Here is a 16,899-nt window from a genome sequence, read left to right on the forward strand (position 1 = left end):
TTCTGCATCGCTCCGCTCCTCGTTCCTCGCCCTGCGCCAAAATCCGCTCCGTCACGGCGGGGCAAACCCACGCCATCACGCTCTAGGCGCGAACCAGGGTGCCGGCGCCGCGCCGCGTGAAGATTTCCAACAGCATGCCGTGCGGTACGCGGCCGTCCAGGATGACCGCCGCTTCGACCCCGGCCTCGACCGCGGCGACGCAGGTATCGACCTTGGGGATCATGCCACCGGAGATGGTGCCGTCGTCCTTCAGCGCCTCGATCGCCGCGCCGTCGAGGTCGGTCTGGAGGTCGCCCGCCTTGTTGAGCACGCCGGCGACGTCGGTCAGCAGGAAGAAGCGCGTCGCGCCCAGCGCGCCGGCGATCGCGCCCGCCATCGTATCGGCGTTGATATTGTACGTTTCGCCATCCGCGCCCAGCGCGACCGGGGCAACGATCGGGATGAAGCCGTCGCGCGCCAGATTCTTGAGGATCGAGGGATCGACCTTCACCGGCTCGCCGACGAAGCCCAGGTCGACATGGCGCTCGATCCCCGAATTGCGGTCGGGTTCGGTGCGGGTGACCTTTTCGGCGATCACCAGATTGGCGTCTTTTCCCGAAATGCCGACCGCGCGGCCGCCGAGAGCCGCGATCCAGCCGACGATCTCCTTGTTGATCTTGCCGGCCAGGACCATCTCGGCGACCTCGGCGGTGGCGGCATCGGTGACGCGCAGGCCGCCGATGAATTCCGATTCGACCCCCAGCCGCTTGAGCATGGCGCCGATCTGCGGGCCGCCGCCATGGACGACGACCGGGTTGATGCCGACCGCCTTCAACAGCACCACATCCTCGGCGAAATCGCGCTGCGCCTCGGGATCGCCCATGGCGTGGCCGCCATATTTGATGACGAAGGTCTGGCCCGCATAACGCTGCATGTACGGCAGCGCCTCGACGAGCGTTTCGGCCTTGGCGAGCAATTGGGGCGAGGGGGTGTGATCGGTCATGGCGCGGCCCTTTAAGGCAACCAGCGAAGAACCCCAACCCGTTCGTGCTGAGCTTGTCGAAGCATGTGTTCCACGACACGCCCTTCGACAGGCTCAGGGCGAACGGAAGAGGAGTTCAAGCCCGATCCAGCCTTTTTCCCAACGCGACGAAGCCAGTGATCAGGAACGGCACCAGCACGATCGACAGCACGACCTTGGTCAGCATCTGGCCTTCCATCAGCTGGAGGATCGGGCGTTCGCCGTAAAAGGAGATGGTGATGAACAGCAACGTATCGATGATCTGGCTGATCACGCTCGCCACCATGCCGCGGAACCAGACCAGTCGGCCCTTGCCTTCCTGGCCCTTGAGCTTGGAGAAGATGAAGACGTTGAGCGTCTGCGAGGTGCCGTAGGAGACGAAGCCTGCCAGCATCATCCGCACGCTTTGGCCGACAACGATCGGGAACGCGTCGATCGCCGGCGGATACATGCCCGGATCGTGCGGCAGTGCCAGCACGATCTGGATCAGCGCGGCCGAGGTGAACAGGGGCACGAAGCCGAGCCGGACCAGCATCGTCGCGGTCTTCTGCCCATGAATCTCGGCGACGGCACTCGACAGCACGACGAGCAGCAAGAAGCCGAATATCCCCGCCTCGACCGCGAGCGGCCCCAGCGCGACCTGTTTGACGCCCAGCACACCCGCCATGCAGACCATGCCGCCATAGAGGATCGAAAAGACGAAGAGCGAGCGAGGTAGCTTTACCTCTTGGGCGGGAGCGGGTGTTTCCATCGGCGCGACGCTAGCGCCAATTATGCCGAGGTCAAACGGCCCGACCGACAGGGGGATCGACCGGGCCGCCCCCGTGGGTCACTTCAACCGCTTGTTGCAGGCGCTCCAATATTGCGGCCAGGTCTGGCCGGGCGTGATCTTGCCGGCGGCCTTGTCGGCCTTCCACTGGTTGCCGCACTCGTGCTGACGAGACGCGGTCGCGGTCTGCGCCGCGCTGCGAGGACGCTTGGCGCCAGTCGGTGCGGCTGGCTTTTCGCCGCTAACCGCGGCGGGTCCGCTGGCGGCGGATTTGGGCAGCGAGGCGCGGCATTGCGCGAGGAACTGCATCCAGGTTTGTCCGGCAGGAAGCGTGCCGGCGGTCTTCGCTTCCCGGTATTTCGCGCCGCAAATCTTCATCGGATTGTCGGCCGCCAGCGCCGGAGCCGCCAGCACACCCAGGCCTGCAGCCGCGATCGCGGCCATCCCCGTCTTCAACATCATCGTCATCCCACATCCTTCCTCTGCGGCTTGCTCGCCGCCGGCGGTGGCCGACCGGAGGATACCGGCGGCCGTGGGATAGGAGATACCGCACTCGGTGCGTCCGAGTCCGCGATTGCCTCCAAAATCGATCAATTTGTTCGGCATTCGTTCCCGGCCGGTGTCGTGAACCGAGATGTGCATTGTCGGGGGTGTCCAGGAGACGAAAATGGCGTGGCGGGCTTTCTGCAGGGCGCCAGAACCAAGCGCGCAGACAACCCGCGATAAAACAGCCCGGCCGGTTGCCGCCGGCCGGGCGCTTGGAGCCGCTATTTCATACGCTTGTTGCACGCGCTCCAATATTGCGGCCAGGTCTGACCGGCGGGAAGCTTGCCGGCGGCTTTGTCGGCGCGATATTGCGCGCCGCACTGACGTTCGCGGGCATACATGGCGGCCTGCGCGGGGCTCGGCTGGCCCGGGGTCTTGGGCGGCTTGGCGACAGCGACGCGCGCGGCCGGTTTCGCCGCGACGGCCGGCTTCACCGCGGCGGCGACCACGGGCTTGGCCGGCGTCGTCACCGCTGCGGGCTTGGGCAGCGAGGCGCGGCATTGCGCCAGATACTGGTTCCAGGTCTGGCCTGCGGGCAAGGTTTTGGCGGTCTTGGCGGCCTGATACTTGGCGCCGCAGACCTTCATCGCATTATCTGCTGCAAATGCCGGAGCGGCGGTGCCGATCCCAGCCAGCATCGCCGCGGCCACCGCCAACTTCATGATATGATGAGTCATCGTCCATGCTCCCTCGCAGGCGCCCACAGCCACGCGGCCCCGGGCTGCCGATCTTATAGGGCGTGATCCCGCGAACATGAACGCCAGATGACTGGATTTTAGCATCGGAGGCCTGCTCGATGGAGGCGTCGGCCAAGGGGCTGTCCTAGTCCGATTTTTGCCGTCATAGTCGCGGCAAATCTAACGATCACGCGACCGCGCCCGGCACCGAAAAGGCGTTGCGCGCGAGCGAGTTGAGTGGGGGCTTACCAAGAATGCAACGTTTCCTGATCGGCATTGCCGGCATCGCCGTGATTCTCGGGATCGCGCTGCTGCTGTCGAGCAATCGGCGCGCCATCCGCTTGCGCGTCGTCGGCGCGGCATTCGCGCTGCAGGTCGCGATGGCCGTGCTGGTGTTGTATACAACGACGGGCAAGCTGGTGATCGGCAAGATGGCTGAAGGCGTCTCCGCGCTGCTGGGCTACGCCGGAGAAGGGACCAAGCTGATCTTCGGCGCGCTGGCGACCGATCCCAAGTTCGGCAATTCGTTCGCGATGGGCGCGTTGCCGGTGATCATCTTCTTCGCGGCGCTCGTAGCGGTGCTTTATCATATCGGCCTGATGCAGTTGATCGTGCGCTGGGTCGGCGGCGCGATCGAGAAGATCGTTGGGGTCAGCAAGGTCGAATCCCTGTGCGCGGCGGCCAACATCTTCGTCGGCCAGTCGGAAGCGCCGCTGGTGATCCGGCCATATCTCGCCAGCCTGACGCCCTCCCAATTGTTCACGGTGATGTCGGTGGGCATGGCCGGCGTCGCCGGAACGATCCTCGCAGCCTACGCGCTGCTGCTAGGACCGACCTCGCTGCCGTATCTGCTCGCCGCCTCGTTCATGTCGGCGCCTGGCGGATTGCTGATGGCGAAGATCATCATGCCCGACGTGATCGTCCCGGCGGGTGAACTGCCGCTCGAGGACGGCAAATCGGTGCTCGCGCACGAGGATCAGGCGATCAGGCTGGCCGAGGGGCATCCCGAGGAAGAGCGGGCCGCGAACGTCATCATGGCGGCCGCTTCGGGAGCGCAGACCGGCGTCAAGATCGCGGTCGCCGTGGCGGCGATGGTGCTGGCGTTCGTGTCGCTGGTCGCACTCGCCAATGGCATCCTCGGCGGGATCGGGGGCTGGTTCGGCCATCCCGAGCTCAGCTTCCAGTTGATCGTCGGCTATGTCTTCGCGCCGGTCATGTATCTGCTCAACATCCCGTGGAACGAAACGGGCGCCGCCGGGCAGCTGTTCGGTCAGAAGATCGTGCTCAACGAATTCGTCGCGTTCATCGACCTCGGCCAGATGAAGAACCTGTCGCCGCACACGACGGCGGTGGTCACGTTCGCACTGTGCGGCTTCGCCAATTTCTCATCGATCGCGATCCAGATGGCCTCGACCGGCAGCCTCGCGCCCAACCAGCGGCCGATGATCGCCAAGCTCGGCCTGCGCGCGCTGGCGGCGGGCAGCCTGGCGAACTTGATGTCGGCGGCGCTGGCGGGATTGCTGATACCGTAAGTTGGCCGTCGCGTTTCGGGCCCGGATTAGCGGCGGCTTGGACTCCCTCCGTTCGTGCTGAGCCTGTCGAAGCACGATGGCTCGGACTCGCGCGCAACCAGGTGCCCTTCGACAAGCTCAGGGCGAACGGGATAAAACACGTGCGCAGTGGCGCCGTACGTCGCGCTCACCGCGTCGGCACCGGCTCCGCGCCCGAATAATCGTAGAAGCCCCGGCCGGTCTTGCGGCCGTACCAGCCGGCTTCGACATATTTGACCAGCAACGGCGCCGGGCGGAACTTGGGGTCGCCGGTGCCTTCGAACAGCACGCGAGTGATCTCCAGACAGGTGTCGAGCCCGATGAAATCGGCCAAGGTCAGCGGCCCCATCGGGTGGTTGAGCCCAAGCTGGCAGGCGAGGTCGATGTCGCGGATCGTGGCGACGCCTTCGCCGAGCGCGAAGCACGCCTCATTGAGCATCGGCATCAGGATGCGGTTGACGATGAAGCCCGGCGCGTCGTTGGCGCGTACCACCTGCTTGCCGAGCGCGGCGGCATAGGTCTCGATCAAGGTCACGGTGTCGTCGCTGGTGGCGAGGCCGCGGATGATCTCGATCAGCCCCATGACCGGGACCGGATTGAAGAAGTGCACCCCGATGAAGCGCTTGGGATCGGGCGTCGCCTGGGCGAGCCGGGTGATGGGGATCGACGAGGTGTTCGATGCCAGTACCGCATGCGCACCCAGTACCTTGCCGACTTCGGCAAAGATCGCGCGCTTGATCTCCTCGCGTTCGGTCGCCGCTTCGATGATCAGGCCGCATTTGCCCATCGCCGACGGGCCTTCGATCGCGTCGATCCGCGCGAGCGTCTGATCGGCGACCTCCGCGGTGATCTTCTCTTTCGACACTGCCCGCGCCAGTTGTGCCGCGATGCCCGCCTTGCCGGCATCGGCGCGTTCCTTGGTCACGTCGGCGAGCAGCACGTGATAGCCCGCCTGCGCCGACACCTGCGCGATGCCCGCGCCCATCTGTCCTGCCCCGATCACGCCGACGCTCTGCATGTCACTTCCTCGCAAATAGGTTCGCGGCGAATGCCGATACGGTTCGCCCTAGCCACAGCGGCGCGCGCGCGGCAACCCGGTCAGTCGATCCGGCGGCAATCGTAAGCGCGAGTCACATAGGGAAAGTGGACCTTGTGCTTGCCGGCCAGTTCGGGCGTCGCGTCGATCATCGCGCGAACCTCATCGACCAGTGAGGCGCGGCGATCGACGGGCAAAGCGGCGATGAAGCTGGTCGACAGCGTGCGGCCGATGATGACCTCTTCGGGCGTGCCGACATGGTCGTATCGCATCGCCGTCTCATGGAGCGGCGTGAAGCCGGGCGCGGGGAATACGCCGCGCCACGCCTGCGACTTCTGGCGCGGGGCATCGTCCTGATAGCGATCGGTGATCTCCGACAATCGGCGCACCCAGGGCACGTCATTATCGCGCACGTTCCAGATTAGGCCGAGCGTCCCGCCCGGACGAAGCACGCGGCGGAATTCGGCGAGCACTTGCGGGGTAGCGAACCAGTGGAAGGCGGTGGCGCAGATCACGGCGTCGACCGAACCGGCAGCGAGCGGCAATGCCTCGGCGGTGGCGATGGCGGTCGCCACGTCCGGGAGTGTCGACGCCAAATGGACCAGCATCTCCGCCACCGGATCGGTGGCGAGGACTTTGGCGCCGGTCTCGAGCAGCAGGCGCGTGAACAACCCGGTCCCCGCGCCGACTTCCACCACGCGGCTGTCCGGTCCGATTTCCAATCGGTCGCGGAGCCAGTCTAGCGCCTCGGCCGGATAGGCCGGTCGGCTTGCGGCATAGATATCGGCGCCGTCCGCGAATCCAGTCGCGGCGGCGCGATGCACGCCTGCCGTCACGGCGCGGGGCGCGGCGCCTGGGCCTCGGCGAGGTAAAGCGCGAACTGGTCGTCGGGATCGGTCCACTCGGCGATCGGGGTCCAGCCGCCCGATCGCAGCAGCAGACGGGCATCGCGCGGTCCGTATTTGTGGCTGTTCTCCGTGTGGATCGTCTCGCCTGCCGCCATCTCGAACGGGCGGTCCTCTACCGTGAACCGCACATCGCGCACGGCTTCGAGATGCATTTCGATGCGCGCGCGATCGTCGTTCCAGATCGCACGGTGGCGGAATGCCTCGATCGGGATCGTCCCATCGAGCTCGCGATTGACCCGTTCGAGCAGGTTGAGGTTGAACTGTGCGGTGACGCCGGCAGCGTCGTCGTAAGCGCGTTCGAGCACGCCCACGTCCTTGATCCGGTCCATCCCGATCAGCAGCATCGCGCCCTGGCCGAGCGAGGCGCGCATCGCACGCAGCAGGTCGGTCGACGACAAGGGTATCATGTTGCCGATCGTCGATCCGGGAAAGAAGCCCAGCTTGGGCGCCGCGCGGACTTGTTGCGGCAACGCGATCGGTTTGAGGAAATCGGCCTCGACCGGGAAAACCGGCAGACCGGGGAACCGCTCGGACAGGGCGCGCGAGGATTCGCGCAGGAAATCGCCCGAAATGTCGATCGGCACATAAGCGGACGGATCCAGCGCCTGGAGGACGATCGGCGTCTTGGTCGACGATCCCGATCCGAATTCGACTACGGCCCGGCCCGGCCCGACACGCTCGGCTATCTCTTCTGCGACCGAACGCAGCAAAGCGGTCTCGGTTCGCGTCGGATAATATTCGGGCAATTCGGTGATGGCCTCGAACAATTCGGAGCCGCGATGGTCGTAGAACCACCGAGCCGGAATCGCACGCGGCCGTCGTGCCAGCCCGTCGATCACGTCCGCGCGGAAGGCGGGGTCCGCGAAACTTCGAGTGCCGTCCTCGATCTCTTGCTTGAGCATCAGATATCCTTTGTGAGGCGGTACCGGCCCGCTCCCCCACCCGGCCTCCCATATGAGACTGCCGTTGGGAGGCCGGGTGGGGGAGCGGGCTGGCGCCGTGACAAATCAAACGTCCTTGGCAAGGCGCACGCCGGTGAATTGCCAGCGCTGGTGGGGGTAGAAGAAGTTGCGGTAGCTGGCGCGGGCATGGCCGCGCGGCGTGGCGCAAGATCCGCCGCGCAGTACGAACTGCCCGCTCATGAACTTGCCGTTATATTCGCCGACCGCGCCTTCGGCCGGATGGAAGCCGGGATAGGGGCGATAGGCGCTGCCGGTCCATTCCCAGACGTCGCCGAAAAACGCGGGTCCGCCAGGGGAGGGGCGCGGTTCGACCGGCCCGGCGACATCGAGCTGGTTGCCGCTGTCGGGATCGTAAGCAGCCGCGGCCGTTTCCCATTCCGCCTCGGTCGGCAACCGCGCGCCGGCCCAGCTGGCATAGGCATCCGCCTCGAAGAAGCTGACATGCGTGACCGGCGCCGCCGGATCGATCGGGCGCCGCCCGTCGAGCCCGAACCGGGTCCAGGCGCCGTCACGTTGCTCCCAATAAAGCGGCGCCGTCACACTCTCGCGCTGCACCCAGGCCCAACCGTCGGACAGCCAGTGGCGCGGCTCGGCATAGCCGCCATCGGCGATGAACGCGGCCCATTCGCCATTGGTCACGGTACGATCCGCGATCGCATGCGGATGGAGCAGCGCGCTGTGGCGCGGCCCTTCGCAATCGAACGCGAAATGCGGGCTGTCATGCCCGATCTCGACCACGCCGCCCGCATGCTCGATCCAGCCCAGCGCATCGGGCATTCCCACCGGTACCTTGCGCGCGCCCGGCCAGATCGCCGGCTCGATCGGATTCTCCGAAAACAGATGGAGGATGTCGGTCAGCAACAATTCCTGATGCTGCTCCTCGTGATGGCAGCCAAGCCGGACCAGTTCGCGCGCCTCTTCGGGCAATGTCGGCAACGCCGCCGCCAGCGCTGCGTCGACCGCGGCGCGATAGATCAGCACCTCGTCCAGGCTCGGGCGCGTCACCATGCCGCGCCGCGCGCGGCTGTGACGGCTTCCTTCCGCTTCATAATAACTGTTGAACAGGAACGGGAAGCGATCGTCGTGGAGTTTATAGCCGGATACGAAATCGCGCAGCACGAACGTCTCGAAGAACCAGGTGGTATGCGCCAGATGCCATTTGGCGGGTGACGCATCCTCCATCGACTGGACCGTCGCGTCCGCATCCGACAGCGGCGCGACGAGCGCCACGCTCAGCCCGCGCACCGCCGCATAACGGGCGCCAAGCGCTTCCGGAGTCGGGCGGAGGCCAAGTCGCGTTCTCATTATGTTCCTTATTTCGGTCGTTTCGCCGACGGAGTCAATCGCTCACATAGGAAATGCGGGCCGAAACCCAAGCTGGATCAGCGCGAGGCGCCAAGAACCCAAAGAACGTCGCTAGCACCCAAATTGTTCAATCGCCGCGCCGCGACGAACAGCCAGTCGGACAGGCGGTTGATATAGGTCAAGGCCTTGGGATTGAGCGCGTTGTCGGCGGATGCGGCGACCGCGCTGCGCTCGGCGCGGCGAACGATCGCGCGGGCGAGATGCAACTGAGCGGCACCGGCAGCGCCGCCCGGCAGGACGAAACTGGTCAGCGGCGAGAGATGATCGTTCATCGCATCGATCTCGCGTTCGAGCCGATCGATCTGCTCGGTGGTGACGCGCAATGCGCCTTCCATGTCGAGCGGCGTGGCGAGATCGGCTCCGAGATCGAACAATTCGTTCTGAACGCGCCGCAGGGTCGCTGCGGCATCGGCATCGTCGACCCACACCAGCGCCACGCCGATTGCGCTGTTCGCCTCATCGACGTCGCCGATCGCCGCCATCAGCGGATCTGCCTTGGAGATACGTCCGCCGCCGACCAGCCCCGTGGTGCCGTCGTCGCCGGTGCGCGTGTAGATCTTGTTGAGCTTGACCAACGGTCAGCTGCTCAATGCTGGCGGCCGACGAGCAACAGCAAGAGCACCGCGATCAGGATCGCCACCGCCTGAAAGATGATGCGGTACATCATCATCTGGTTTGACCGGATCGAGGTCGCGCTGGGGCCTTCGCCGCTCTTCACGTCCTCGGTTGCACCCTTGAGGAACAGGATCACGCCGCGGACCAAAGCGACGACGGTTGCGATCATCGCGGCGATCAGCAGCAGGGCGAGGAAGGTGGTCATGGGGCTTATCTAGGCCGGGTCGCAGGCGAAGCCAATGGGGAGGAGCATTCTATGGACGACCATGCCTGTTCGCCGGCCGGCGTTGTCTGAGCCCTCTCCCGCAGGCGGGAGAGGGAGACACGGAGCAGGCGCTACCGTTGCTATCGGTACGTTCTCCCGCCCATTAGGCTTGGCCGAGCCTGAACCCGAAAGGCAATTCGCCGATCCGCAATCGCTCGACCAGCGCGATGCCATCCATTCCTTCGTACCGCCAGTCGGCTAGCGTCGGCGCACCGTGCCTCTTGGCGAGCCGGTTGCCCTCGGCGTCGAGCACCAGGGCATGGTGGCGATAGATCGGTTCGGGCAGGCCGAGCGCCGCCTGAAGCAGGCGATGCGCATGCGTCGAGGGCATGATGTCGCGCCCGCGCACGACATGCGTGATGCCCTGCGCCGCGTCGTCGACCACCACTGCAAGATGATAGCTCGCCGGTCGATCCTTGCCCTTGAGCACCAGGTCGCCGAGCAGTCGCGGCGCGACCGGCATCGTGCCGGCGAGTTCGTCGGTCCAGCTGAGCGGCCCTGCGCGCCGCGCGGCTTCGCCAGCATCGAGCCGCCAGGCGAATGCCTCGCTGGCCATCCGCTCCGCGCGCGTCGCCGGGTCGATCGCGCGGCAGGTGCCGGGGTAGAGCGGTCCGTCGGGCCCGTGCGGCGCGTGCAGGCTCGCTGCCACTTCGCGCGCAATCTCGGCGCGAGTGCAGAAACAGGGATAGGCCAGCCCGTCGTCTCGCAACCGGTCGAGTGCCGCGTCGTATAGTGCGAGCCGCTCGGACTGGGCCGACATCTCGTCCCAGCCGAGCCCGAGCCATTCGAGGTCGGTGAGGATTCCCGCGACATGTTCCGGCCGCGACCGCGTCACGTCGGTATCCTCGATCCGCAGCAGGAACCGCCCTTGATGGTCCCGCGCGCGATCATGCGCCTGGATCGCCGACCAGGCGTGGCCCAAATGCAACCCTCCGGTAGGGCTCGGCGCGAAACGGCTTACGATCACCGCACCGACTCTTGACCGCGAGTCGCGGCCTGTGCTGTCATCATGGCGTCATCCTGATCGGCTTTACGCACGCCAGGACAGCGAAGGGGGAAGGTGTGTTTCATCCCGACCTAATGCGACATCCGGACAGTTGTCCCGCGTTGGTGCTGAACGCCGACTATACGCCGCTCAGCTATTACCCGCTCTCCGTCTGGCCATGGCAGACCGCCGTCAAGGCGGTCTTTTTGGATCGGGTCGACATCGTCGCGCATTACGAGCGCGAAGTGCGCAGCCCGAATTTCGCGTTGAAGCTGCCCAGCGTCATCGCGCTCAAGCAGTATGTCCGGCCCAGCGCCTTCCCGGCCTTTACCCGGTTCAACCTGTTCCTGCGCGACCGTTTCCAGTGCCAATATTGCGGCACGCACAAGGATCTGACCTTCGATCACGTCATCCCGCGCGCTTATGGCGGGCGCACGACGTGGGAGAATGTCGCCACCGCCTGCGCGCCGTGCAATCTGCGCAAGGGCGGGCGCACACCACGCGAGGCGAAGATGCCGCTCCATGTCGAGCCGATCCGGCCGACCAGCTGGCAATTGCAGGAACATGGCCGCGCCTTCCCGCCCAACCACCTGCACGACACCTGGCACGACTGGTTGTACTGGGACGTCGAGCTGGAGGCGTAAGGGGGGACATGCACGGTCGCGGTGCCCTTGCCCTAGCTGGGTTGTCCCTGGCATGTCCGACTCAAGCTGCGAACAAGATTGGAGACAGCGCGCGTCTGGAACTGGCGCAGGCTGCCAAGCGCTTCTGCCAAGGAGCATTGAAGAGCGAAGATGGGCTGATAAGACACCGGAACGTGGTCTGCTTCTCCGGAGACGTGCCCCAGGGTGCGGCAGCAAGGAAGCTGGCGGACAGCATCCGGCACGCCGACTTTTTTGTCGTCCGCAGTGCTGGAGGCGATGTCAGATACGCGCTCGACATAGGGGACGTGCTCGTCGCTCGACCGCGCACGATCGTGGTCATGGATTATTGCGTCTCGTCCTGCGCCAATTACTGGTTCCTCGGCGCAACGTACAAAGTTGTCGGCGCCAAGGACGGGGTCGGTTTTCACGGCGGCCCGCCAGCTAAGAATGATTGCGAGGATGCATCGATCGATTGCGTCGCTCTCTCAAAGTTGTTCTATCGGGGCAGAGACTTCCTCAAGCGCCGGGGGATCGACTACCGAATCCTGTATTCTCCCCCCGCCGACTACGACCCGTCGAAGCGCGAGACGACCATGTGGGTTGTCCCTAAGGACGAGCTGACCGGCCGATGGAAGGTGGCGGGTATTCTGCAATATGATTTATGGAAAACAGCGAGCAAATAGGCTTAGGTTTCCCGATTAACCGGCAATTGCAGGAACATGGCCGCGCCTTTCCGCCCAACCACCTCCACGAAACCTGGCACGAGTGGCTGTACTGGGACGTCGAACTGGAGGCTTGAGCTTTTGTCCAAGGGAATCCGTGTTCCTGCGCAAGCAGGAACCCAGAGCCAAGTGCCGCGTCGCCTGTGACCCTGGGCTCCTGCGTGCGCAGGAGCACGGCAGAGTTTGTGCACGGACGTCGCGGACCTGATCTTTTTGCCGTTGGTTATGCAAACGTATGCACTCTCCCTGAGTGCAATCTTGGAATAAAATGCCATGAGCGGGTCCGATAACGAAACGATTGACCCGAATCGCGCTGCAGTGCAGCAGGACGGCATGGCTGACCTCCCCACCATCACCAACAATCCCGACGTGCGGTTTCTGGGCAAATTGCTCGGTGACGTGATCCGCGCTTATGGCGGCGACGCGCTGTTCAAGCGCACCGAATATATTCGCTCGGCCTCGGTCGACCGCCATCGCGGTGTCGGCGGCGACGTCGATCTAGGCCTCGATCGGCTGTCGCTCGACGAGACGCTCGATTTCGTCCGCGGCTTCATGCTGTTCTCGATGCTCGCCAACCTGGCCGAGGACCGGCAGGGCGTCGCCGCAGAGCCGGGCGCGGATGTCGCGGCGGCGCTTCAGCGGCTGGCGGATGAAGGGATCGGCAAGGACAAGGTCATGCGCCTGCTCGATCATGCCCTGGTCGCGCCCGTCCTGACCGCGCACCCGACCGAAGTGCGGCGCAAGTCGATGATCGACCATCGCAACCGCATCGCGCAGCTGATGGCGTTGCGCGACCGCAAGATCGCCACCACTCCCGAAGGCGACGATGTCGAACAGGCGATCGCGCGGCAGATCGCCTTGTTGTGGCAGACCCGCGTGCTGCGGCGCGAGCGGCTCTATGTCGCCGATGAGGTAGAAACTGCGCTCTCCTATCTGCGCGACGTGTTCTTGCCGGTGCTGCCCGGTCTCTATCAGCGCTGGGACCGCGCGCTGGGCGAACGCACGCCGAGCTTTCTCAAGCCGGGCAGCTGGATCGGCGGCGATCGCGACGGCAATCCCAATGTCGTCGCGGAATCGCTCACCGCCGCACTGGCGCGATCGTGCGAAGCGGTGCTCGATTATTATCTCGACGCGGTTCACGCGCTTGGCGCCGAATTATCGATCTCGACCGATCATACGCGAGTCAGCGACGAGCTGCTCCAGCTGGCGGCGGCGAGCGGGGATGATGCGCCGAGCCGCAACGACGAGCCTTACCGACGCGCGTTGTCGGGGGTCTATGCCCGCCTGGCCGCGACTCACCGCGCGCTCACGGGCAAGCCCGCACCGCGACCTGCCGCACTCAAGGGCGAGCCCTATGCCGATCCTCAGGCGCTACGCTGCGATCTGGTGACGATCGCGCGTGCGCTGGCGGACGAGGGCGCGGGGCCGCTCGCCTCGGGCGGCGCGCTCGGCCGGCTGATCCGCGCGGTGGATACGTTCGGCTTTCATCTGGCGACGCTCGATCTGCGCCAGAACAGCGCGGTCCACGAAGGCACCGTCGCCGAATTGCTCAAGGTTGCCGGAGTCGAGGCGGATTACGTCGCGCTCGACGAAGCCGCGCGCGTGGCGCTGCTGCGCCGCGAACTCGCCAATGTCCGCCCGTTGGTCAGCCCCTATGCGGCCTATAGCCCCGACACCGCTTCCGAACTCGCGATCCTGCGTGCGGCGGCGGAGGCGCACGGCAAATACGGGCCGGCCTGCATTCGCCAATATATCGTCTCGATGGCGATGTCGGTCAGCGACCTGCTCGAAGTCCATCTGATGCTCAAGGAAGTCGGACTGTATGTGCCGGGCGACCCGCCGACCGCGGCGATCATGGCCGTCCCGCTGTTCGAGACGGTCAGCGATCTCGAAGCCGCGCCGGCGATCATGGCCGAGTGGTTCGCCCTGCCCGAAATCGCCGGGCTCGCGGTCGAGCGCGGCGTCCAGGAAGTGATGATCGGCTATTCCGACTCGAACAAGGATGGCGGCTATCTGACCTCGACCTGGCAATTGAGCCGCGCGTCCGAAGCGCTCGAACCGGTGTTCGAGACGGCGCATGTCGGGATGCAGCTGTTCCACGGCCGCGGCGGCGCGGTCGGGCGCGGGGGCGGGTCGTCCTTCGCCGCGATCCAGGCACAGCCGCCAGGGTCGGTCCAGGGACGCATCCGCATCACCGAACAGGGCGAAGTGATCGCCGCCAAATACGGCACGCGCGAAAGCGCCACGACCAATCTCGAGGCGATGGCCGCCGCCACCTTGCTCGCCAGTCTCGCGCCGCCGGCGCTGTCGGAGGCCGATCGCAAGCGGTTCGGCGCGGCGATGGACGAACTGTCGGCGACCGCGTTCAAGGCCTATCGCGACCTGGTCTACGGGACCGACGGGTTCCGCACCTTCTTCCGCGAGATGACCCCGATCGCCGAGATCGCCAATCTCAAGATCGGCAGCCGTCCGGCAAGCCGCAAGAAATCGGATGCGATCGAGGATCTGCGCGCAATTCCCTGGGTGTTCAGTTGGGCGCAGGCGCGCGTGATGCTGCCGGGCTGGTACGGTGTCGGCCAGGCGTTGGCGGCGTTCGAGGACAAATCGTTGTTGCGCGAAATGGCGCAGGCTTGGCCGTTCTTCGCGGCGACGCTCGACAATATGGAGCAAGTGATCGTCAAGTCCGATATGGACATCGCCGAACGCTATTGCTCGCTGGTCAAGGACCGCGCGCTGGCCGACGCGATCTTCCCGCGCATCCGCGACGGCTGGACGCTGACGCGCGACGGCCTGCTCGACGCGACAGGGCAATCGCGGCTGCTCGAGAGGAATCCCGGGCTCGATGCCTCGATCCGCTTGCGCCTGCCCTATATCGAGCCACTCAACCTGCTCCAGATCGAACTGATGAAACGTCACCGCGCCGGCGAGGACGATCCGCGGATCGGCGAGGGCATCCTGCTGTCGATCAACGCCATCGCCACGGCATTGCGCAATTCGGGCTAGAGTCTTTGTGGTCGCATCGCTGGGTGCGGAAAACCGGTGCCCACTTTTCCGCGCGACGCTCCAGCACTCCTCTGGTTAACCACCTTCTAACACCCTGCCGTTACTGCGGCGGGCGTGTCACGGCGCTGGCTCCTCCTTCGAACGCGTATTCCGGCAGGCTTCGGCCTGCTGGCGATGGTCGCGTCATGCCTGCCCCAGGCCGGCGTACCGTTGCAGCACTCGGCAAGGCCGATCGCGACGGTGACGATGATCAACCGCCTCGCGCTCGACTTGCCGGCCGATATCGCCGCCAAGCTCCCCGCTTTGGTCGATGCGGCGGTTCCGGGCACCGCGATCAGCGCTGCCCAGCCGCTGCTGGCGCTGTCGGCCACGCGCACCCCCGACGACGCCGCGCGAGCGATCGAGTGCATGACCGCCGCAGTCTATTATGAAGCACGGTCGCAGAATGACGACGGCCAGCGCGCCGTCGCCCAGGTCGTCCTCAACCGCGTGCGCGACCGCGCCTTTCCCGACAGCGTGTGCGGCGTGGTCTATCAGGGGTCGACCCGGCGCACCGGGTGCCAGTTCAGTTTCACTTGCGACGGATCGATGGCGTTTCGCCGCGACCCCGCGTCCTGGGCGCATGCCCGCGACATCGCGGTCGCGGCCTTGTCGGGCCAGGTCTACGCGCCGGTTGGCTCGGCCACCTTCTACCACGCCAATTACGTACTGCCCTGGTGGGCATCGAGCATGGACCGCATCGCGGCGGTCGGCGCCCACATCTTCTACCGCTGGCGCGGCGGGCTGGAAGGCGCGCTCGCCAATAGCCAGAATTATTCGGGGCTGGAGCCCAGCGTAACCGGCCGCACAACGCCATGGCCCGGTAGCGACAGCGGCACTGCTCTCGCGGCAGGTTATGCAGGCTATAGCGCCCAGGAAGTCGATTCGGGCGTCGTCGTCCACCGCGGCGGCGCGACCGCCGCGGCGCCCGAGGCCGCGGCCCTGTCGGCCCCGGTTCCGGTGGCGCCGCTGCCGATGGTCAAGCACATCCGCGTGAGCAGCGCGATGGCGTCGAGCGGGAATGTCCGCGTTCACCGCGGTGAAGGCCTGCCGATTCTCGCTGATGTCGCAACAGACGTAGCAACCACCGACTGACTCAGACGGTTCGAGCAACCGGCCGCCGGACTTGCCACGCCGACCACAAGAGCATCGCCGACACCGATAGTCCAACGCCGCGAGGAAGGCTGACGGCACGCGTGTGAGCGCGAAAAAAGCCGTATCGCATTCGGCCAGAGATCCCAGCTTGCGCTGGGACGACGGAGGGGGAGACTAAACCGCGGCGCCTTCGAGTTCGAGCAGGAAGGCTTTGCCTTCCAATCCCCCGGCAAAGCCGGTCAGCGCCCCGTTGGTGCCGATCACGCGATGACATGGCGCCACGATCGAGATCGGGTTCTTGCCGTTCGCTGCCCCCACCGCGCGGAACGCGGTCGGGCGGCCGAGCTGGCGTGCGATCTCGGCATAGGAGCGCGTCTCGCCAAACGGGATGGTCAGCAATGCCGCCCACACGCTCTTCTGGAAATCGGTGCCGTGAAAATCGAGCGGCAGGTCGAAATGCGTGCGCGTGCCGGCGAAATAATCGCTCAGCTGGCGCACCGCTTCCACCAGTATCGGGTGGTCGGGCTGCTCGCTCATCGCGCCCAGCCGAACGCGGTCGGGATCGTCATTCTCCCACAGGATGGCGGCCAGCCCACGATCGCTCGCGACGAGCTTGAGCATGCCGACCGGGGAGGGGTAGCTGGTGAAAGCAAAGGTCATGGCTTGGTCCTTTATGGCTTGGACCAAGGACCTAGGCGCGCCGCCGACCGCCGGCTTC

Annotated in this window: 17 protein-coding genes and 1 pseudogene; 6 read left to right on the forward strand and 12 right to left on the reverse strand. The window is 65.7% G+C overall.

What is annotated here, in order from left to right; genetic code table 11:
* Positions 1-82: 82 nt before the first annotated feature.
* The 4 genes from argB to SMA01S_RS18680 form a co-directional block, all read right to left on the reverse strand.
* Positions 83-982, reverse strand: coding sequence for an acetylglutamate kinase (gene argB, locus SMA01S_RS18665; RefSeq protein ID WP_066826007.1), 900 nt, complete (start codon positions 980-982; stop codon positions 83-85).
* Positions 983-1,097: 115 nt separating this feature from the next.
* A complete protein-coding gene (locus SMA01S_RS18670; protein ID WP_066826009.1) occupies positions 1,098-1,751 on the reverse strand; it encodes a queuosine precursor transporter in 654 nt (217 codons plus the stop codon).
* Positions 1,752-1,829: 78 nt separating this feature from the next.
* Positions 1,830-2,237: a hypothetical protein gene (locus SMA01S_RS18675; protein WP_157094032.1), complete on the reverse strand. Its 408-nt coding sequence runs from the start codon at positions 2,235-2,237 to the stop codon at positions 1,830-1,832.
* Between the two features lie 299 nt (positions 2,238-2,536).
* Positions 2,537-2,992 (reverse strand): hypothetical protein, encoded by a 456-nt coding sequence (locus SMA01S_RS18680; RefSeq protein ID WP_157094033.1) that lies wholly within the window; start codon positions 2,990-2,992, stop codon positions 2,537-2,539.
* Positions 2,993-3,246: 254 nt separating this feature from the next.
* Here SMA01S_RS18680 and SMA01S_RS18685 point away from each other — a divergent pair, with 254 nt between their 5' ends.
* Positions 3,247-4,524, forward strand: coding sequence for a NupC/NupG family nucleoside CNT transporter (locus tag SMA01S_RS18685; protein WP_066826015.1), 1,278 nt, complete (start codon positions 3,247-3,249; stop codon positions 4,522-4,524).
* Positions 4,525-4,690: 166 nt separating this feature from the next.
* Here the strand turns inward: SMA01S_RS18685 and SMA01S_RS18690 are convergent, their stop codons facing one another.
* From SMA01S_RS18690 to gluQRS, 7 genes are all read right to left on the reverse strand, one after another.
* The gene (locus SMA01S_RS18690) at positions 4,691-5,560 is read right to left on the reverse strand and encodes a 3-hydroxybutyryl-CoA dehydrogenase (protein WP_066826017.1); all 870 of its coding nucleotides are present in this window, start codon (positions 5,558-5,560) and stop codon (positions 4,691-4,693) included.
* A gap of 80 nt (positions 5,561-5,640) precedes the next feature.
* Positions 5,641-6,414, reverse strand: coding sequence for a class I SAM-dependent methyltransferase (locus SMA01S_RS18695; RefSeq protein ID WP_174543168.1), 774 nt, complete (start codon positions 6,412-6,414; stop codon positions 5,641-5,643).
* Positions 6,411-7,388 carry an L-histidine N(alpha)-methyltransferase gene (gene egtD, locus SMA01S_RS18700; RefSeq protein ID WP_066826020.1) on the reverse strand — a complete coding sequence of 326 codons (978 nt, stop codon included), beginning with the start codon at positions 7,386-7,388 and terminating at the stop codon, positions 6,411-6,413. The genes SMA01S_RS18695 and egtD overlap by 4 nt, the downstream gene beginning before the upstream one ends.
* Before the next feature lie 105 nt (positions 7,389-7,493).
* Complete coding sequence (gene egtB, locus SMA01S_RS18705) at positions 7,494-8,753, reverse strand: ergothioneine biosynthesis protein EgtB (RefSeq protein ID WP_066826023.1); 1,260 nt, start codon at positions 8,751-8,753, stop codon at positions 7,494-7,496.
* A gap of 77 nt (positions 8,754-8,830) precedes the next feature.
* Positions 8,831-9,388, reverse strand: coding sequence for a cob(I)yrinic acid a,c-diamide adenosyltransferase (locus tag SMA01S_RS18710; protein WP_066826026.1), 558 nt, complete (start codon positions 9,386-9,388; stop codon positions 8,831-8,833).
* Positions 9,389-9,399: 11 nt separating this feature from the next.
* Positions 9,400-9,633, reverse strand: a complete 234-nt coding sequence (locus tag SMA01S_RS18715; protein ID WP_066826029.1) for a twin transmembrane helix small protein — start codon at positions 9,631-9,633, stop codon at positions 9,400-9,402.
* A gap of 163 nt (positions 9,634-9,796) precedes the next feature.
* Entirely contained in the window at positions 9,797-10,660 is an 864-nt protein-coding gene (gene gluQRS, locus SMA01S_RS18720; protein WP_066826032.1) for a tRNA glutamyl-Q(34) synthetase GluQRS, read from the reverse strand.
* A 95-nt stretch (positions 10,661-10,755) separates the two neighbouring features.
* On the opposite strand from gluQRS, the gene SMA01S_RS18725 reads away from it, so the two are divergent.
* The 5 genes and pseudogenes from SMA01S_RS18725 to SMA01S_RS18740 all read left to right on the forward strand — a co-directional run bounded on the left by SMA01S_RS18725 (position 10,756) and on the right by SMA01S_RS18740 (position 16,181).
* The gene (locus SMA01S_RS18725) at positions 10,756-11,322 is read left to right on the forward strand and encodes an HNH endonuclease (protein ID WP_066826034.1); all 567 of its coding nucleotides are present in this window, start codon (positions 10,756-10,758) and stop codon (positions 11,320-11,322) included.
* Positions 11,323-11,459: 137 nt separating this feature from the next.
* Positions 11,460-12,005: a hypothetical protein gene (locus tag SMA01S_RS18730; protein WP_157094034.1), complete on the forward strand. Its 546-nt coding sequence runs from the start codon at positions 11,460-11,462 to the stop codon at positions 12,003-12,005.
* Between the two features lie 11 nt (positions 12,006-12,016).
* Positions 12,017-12,121 (forward strand): annotated as a pseudogene (locus SMA01S_RS25215) (HNH endonuclease); the annotation flags it as partial.
* Positions 12,122-12,377: 256 nt separating this feature from the next.
* Positions 12,378-15,047, forward strand: coding sequence for a phosphoenolpyruvate carboxylase (ppc, locus tag SMA01S_RS18735; protein WP_066826038.1), 2,670 nt, complete (start codon positions 12,378-12,380; stop codon positions 15,045-15,047).
* Between the two features lie 114 nt (positions 15,048-15,161).
* Positions 15,162-16,181 (forward strand): cell wall hydrolase, encoded by a 1,020-nt coding sequence (locus tag SMA01S_RS18740; protein ID WP_245649335.1) that lies wholly within the window; start codon positions 15,162-15,164, stop codon positions 16,179-16,181.
* Positions 16,182-16,355: 174 nt separating this feature from the next.
* Here the strand turns inward: SMA01S_RS18740 and SMA01S_RS18745 are convergent, their stop codons facing one another.
* Positions 16,356-16,841 carry a methylated-DNA--[protein]-cysteine S-methyltransferase gene (locus SMA01S_RS18745; RefSeq protein WP_066826040.1) on the reverse strand — a complete coding sequence of 162 codons (486 nt, stop codon included), beginning with the start codon at positions 16,839-16,841 and terminating at the stop codon, positions 16,356-16,358.
* Positions 16,842-16,899 lie beyond the last annotated feature (58 nt).

Origin of the sequence: Sphingomonas mali NBRC 15500 (assembly GCF_001598415.1) — a bacterium.
GTDB classification, from domain to species: Bacteria; Pseudomonadota; Alphaproteobacteria; order Sphingomonadales; family Sphingomonadaceae; genus Sphingomonas; species Sphingomonas mali.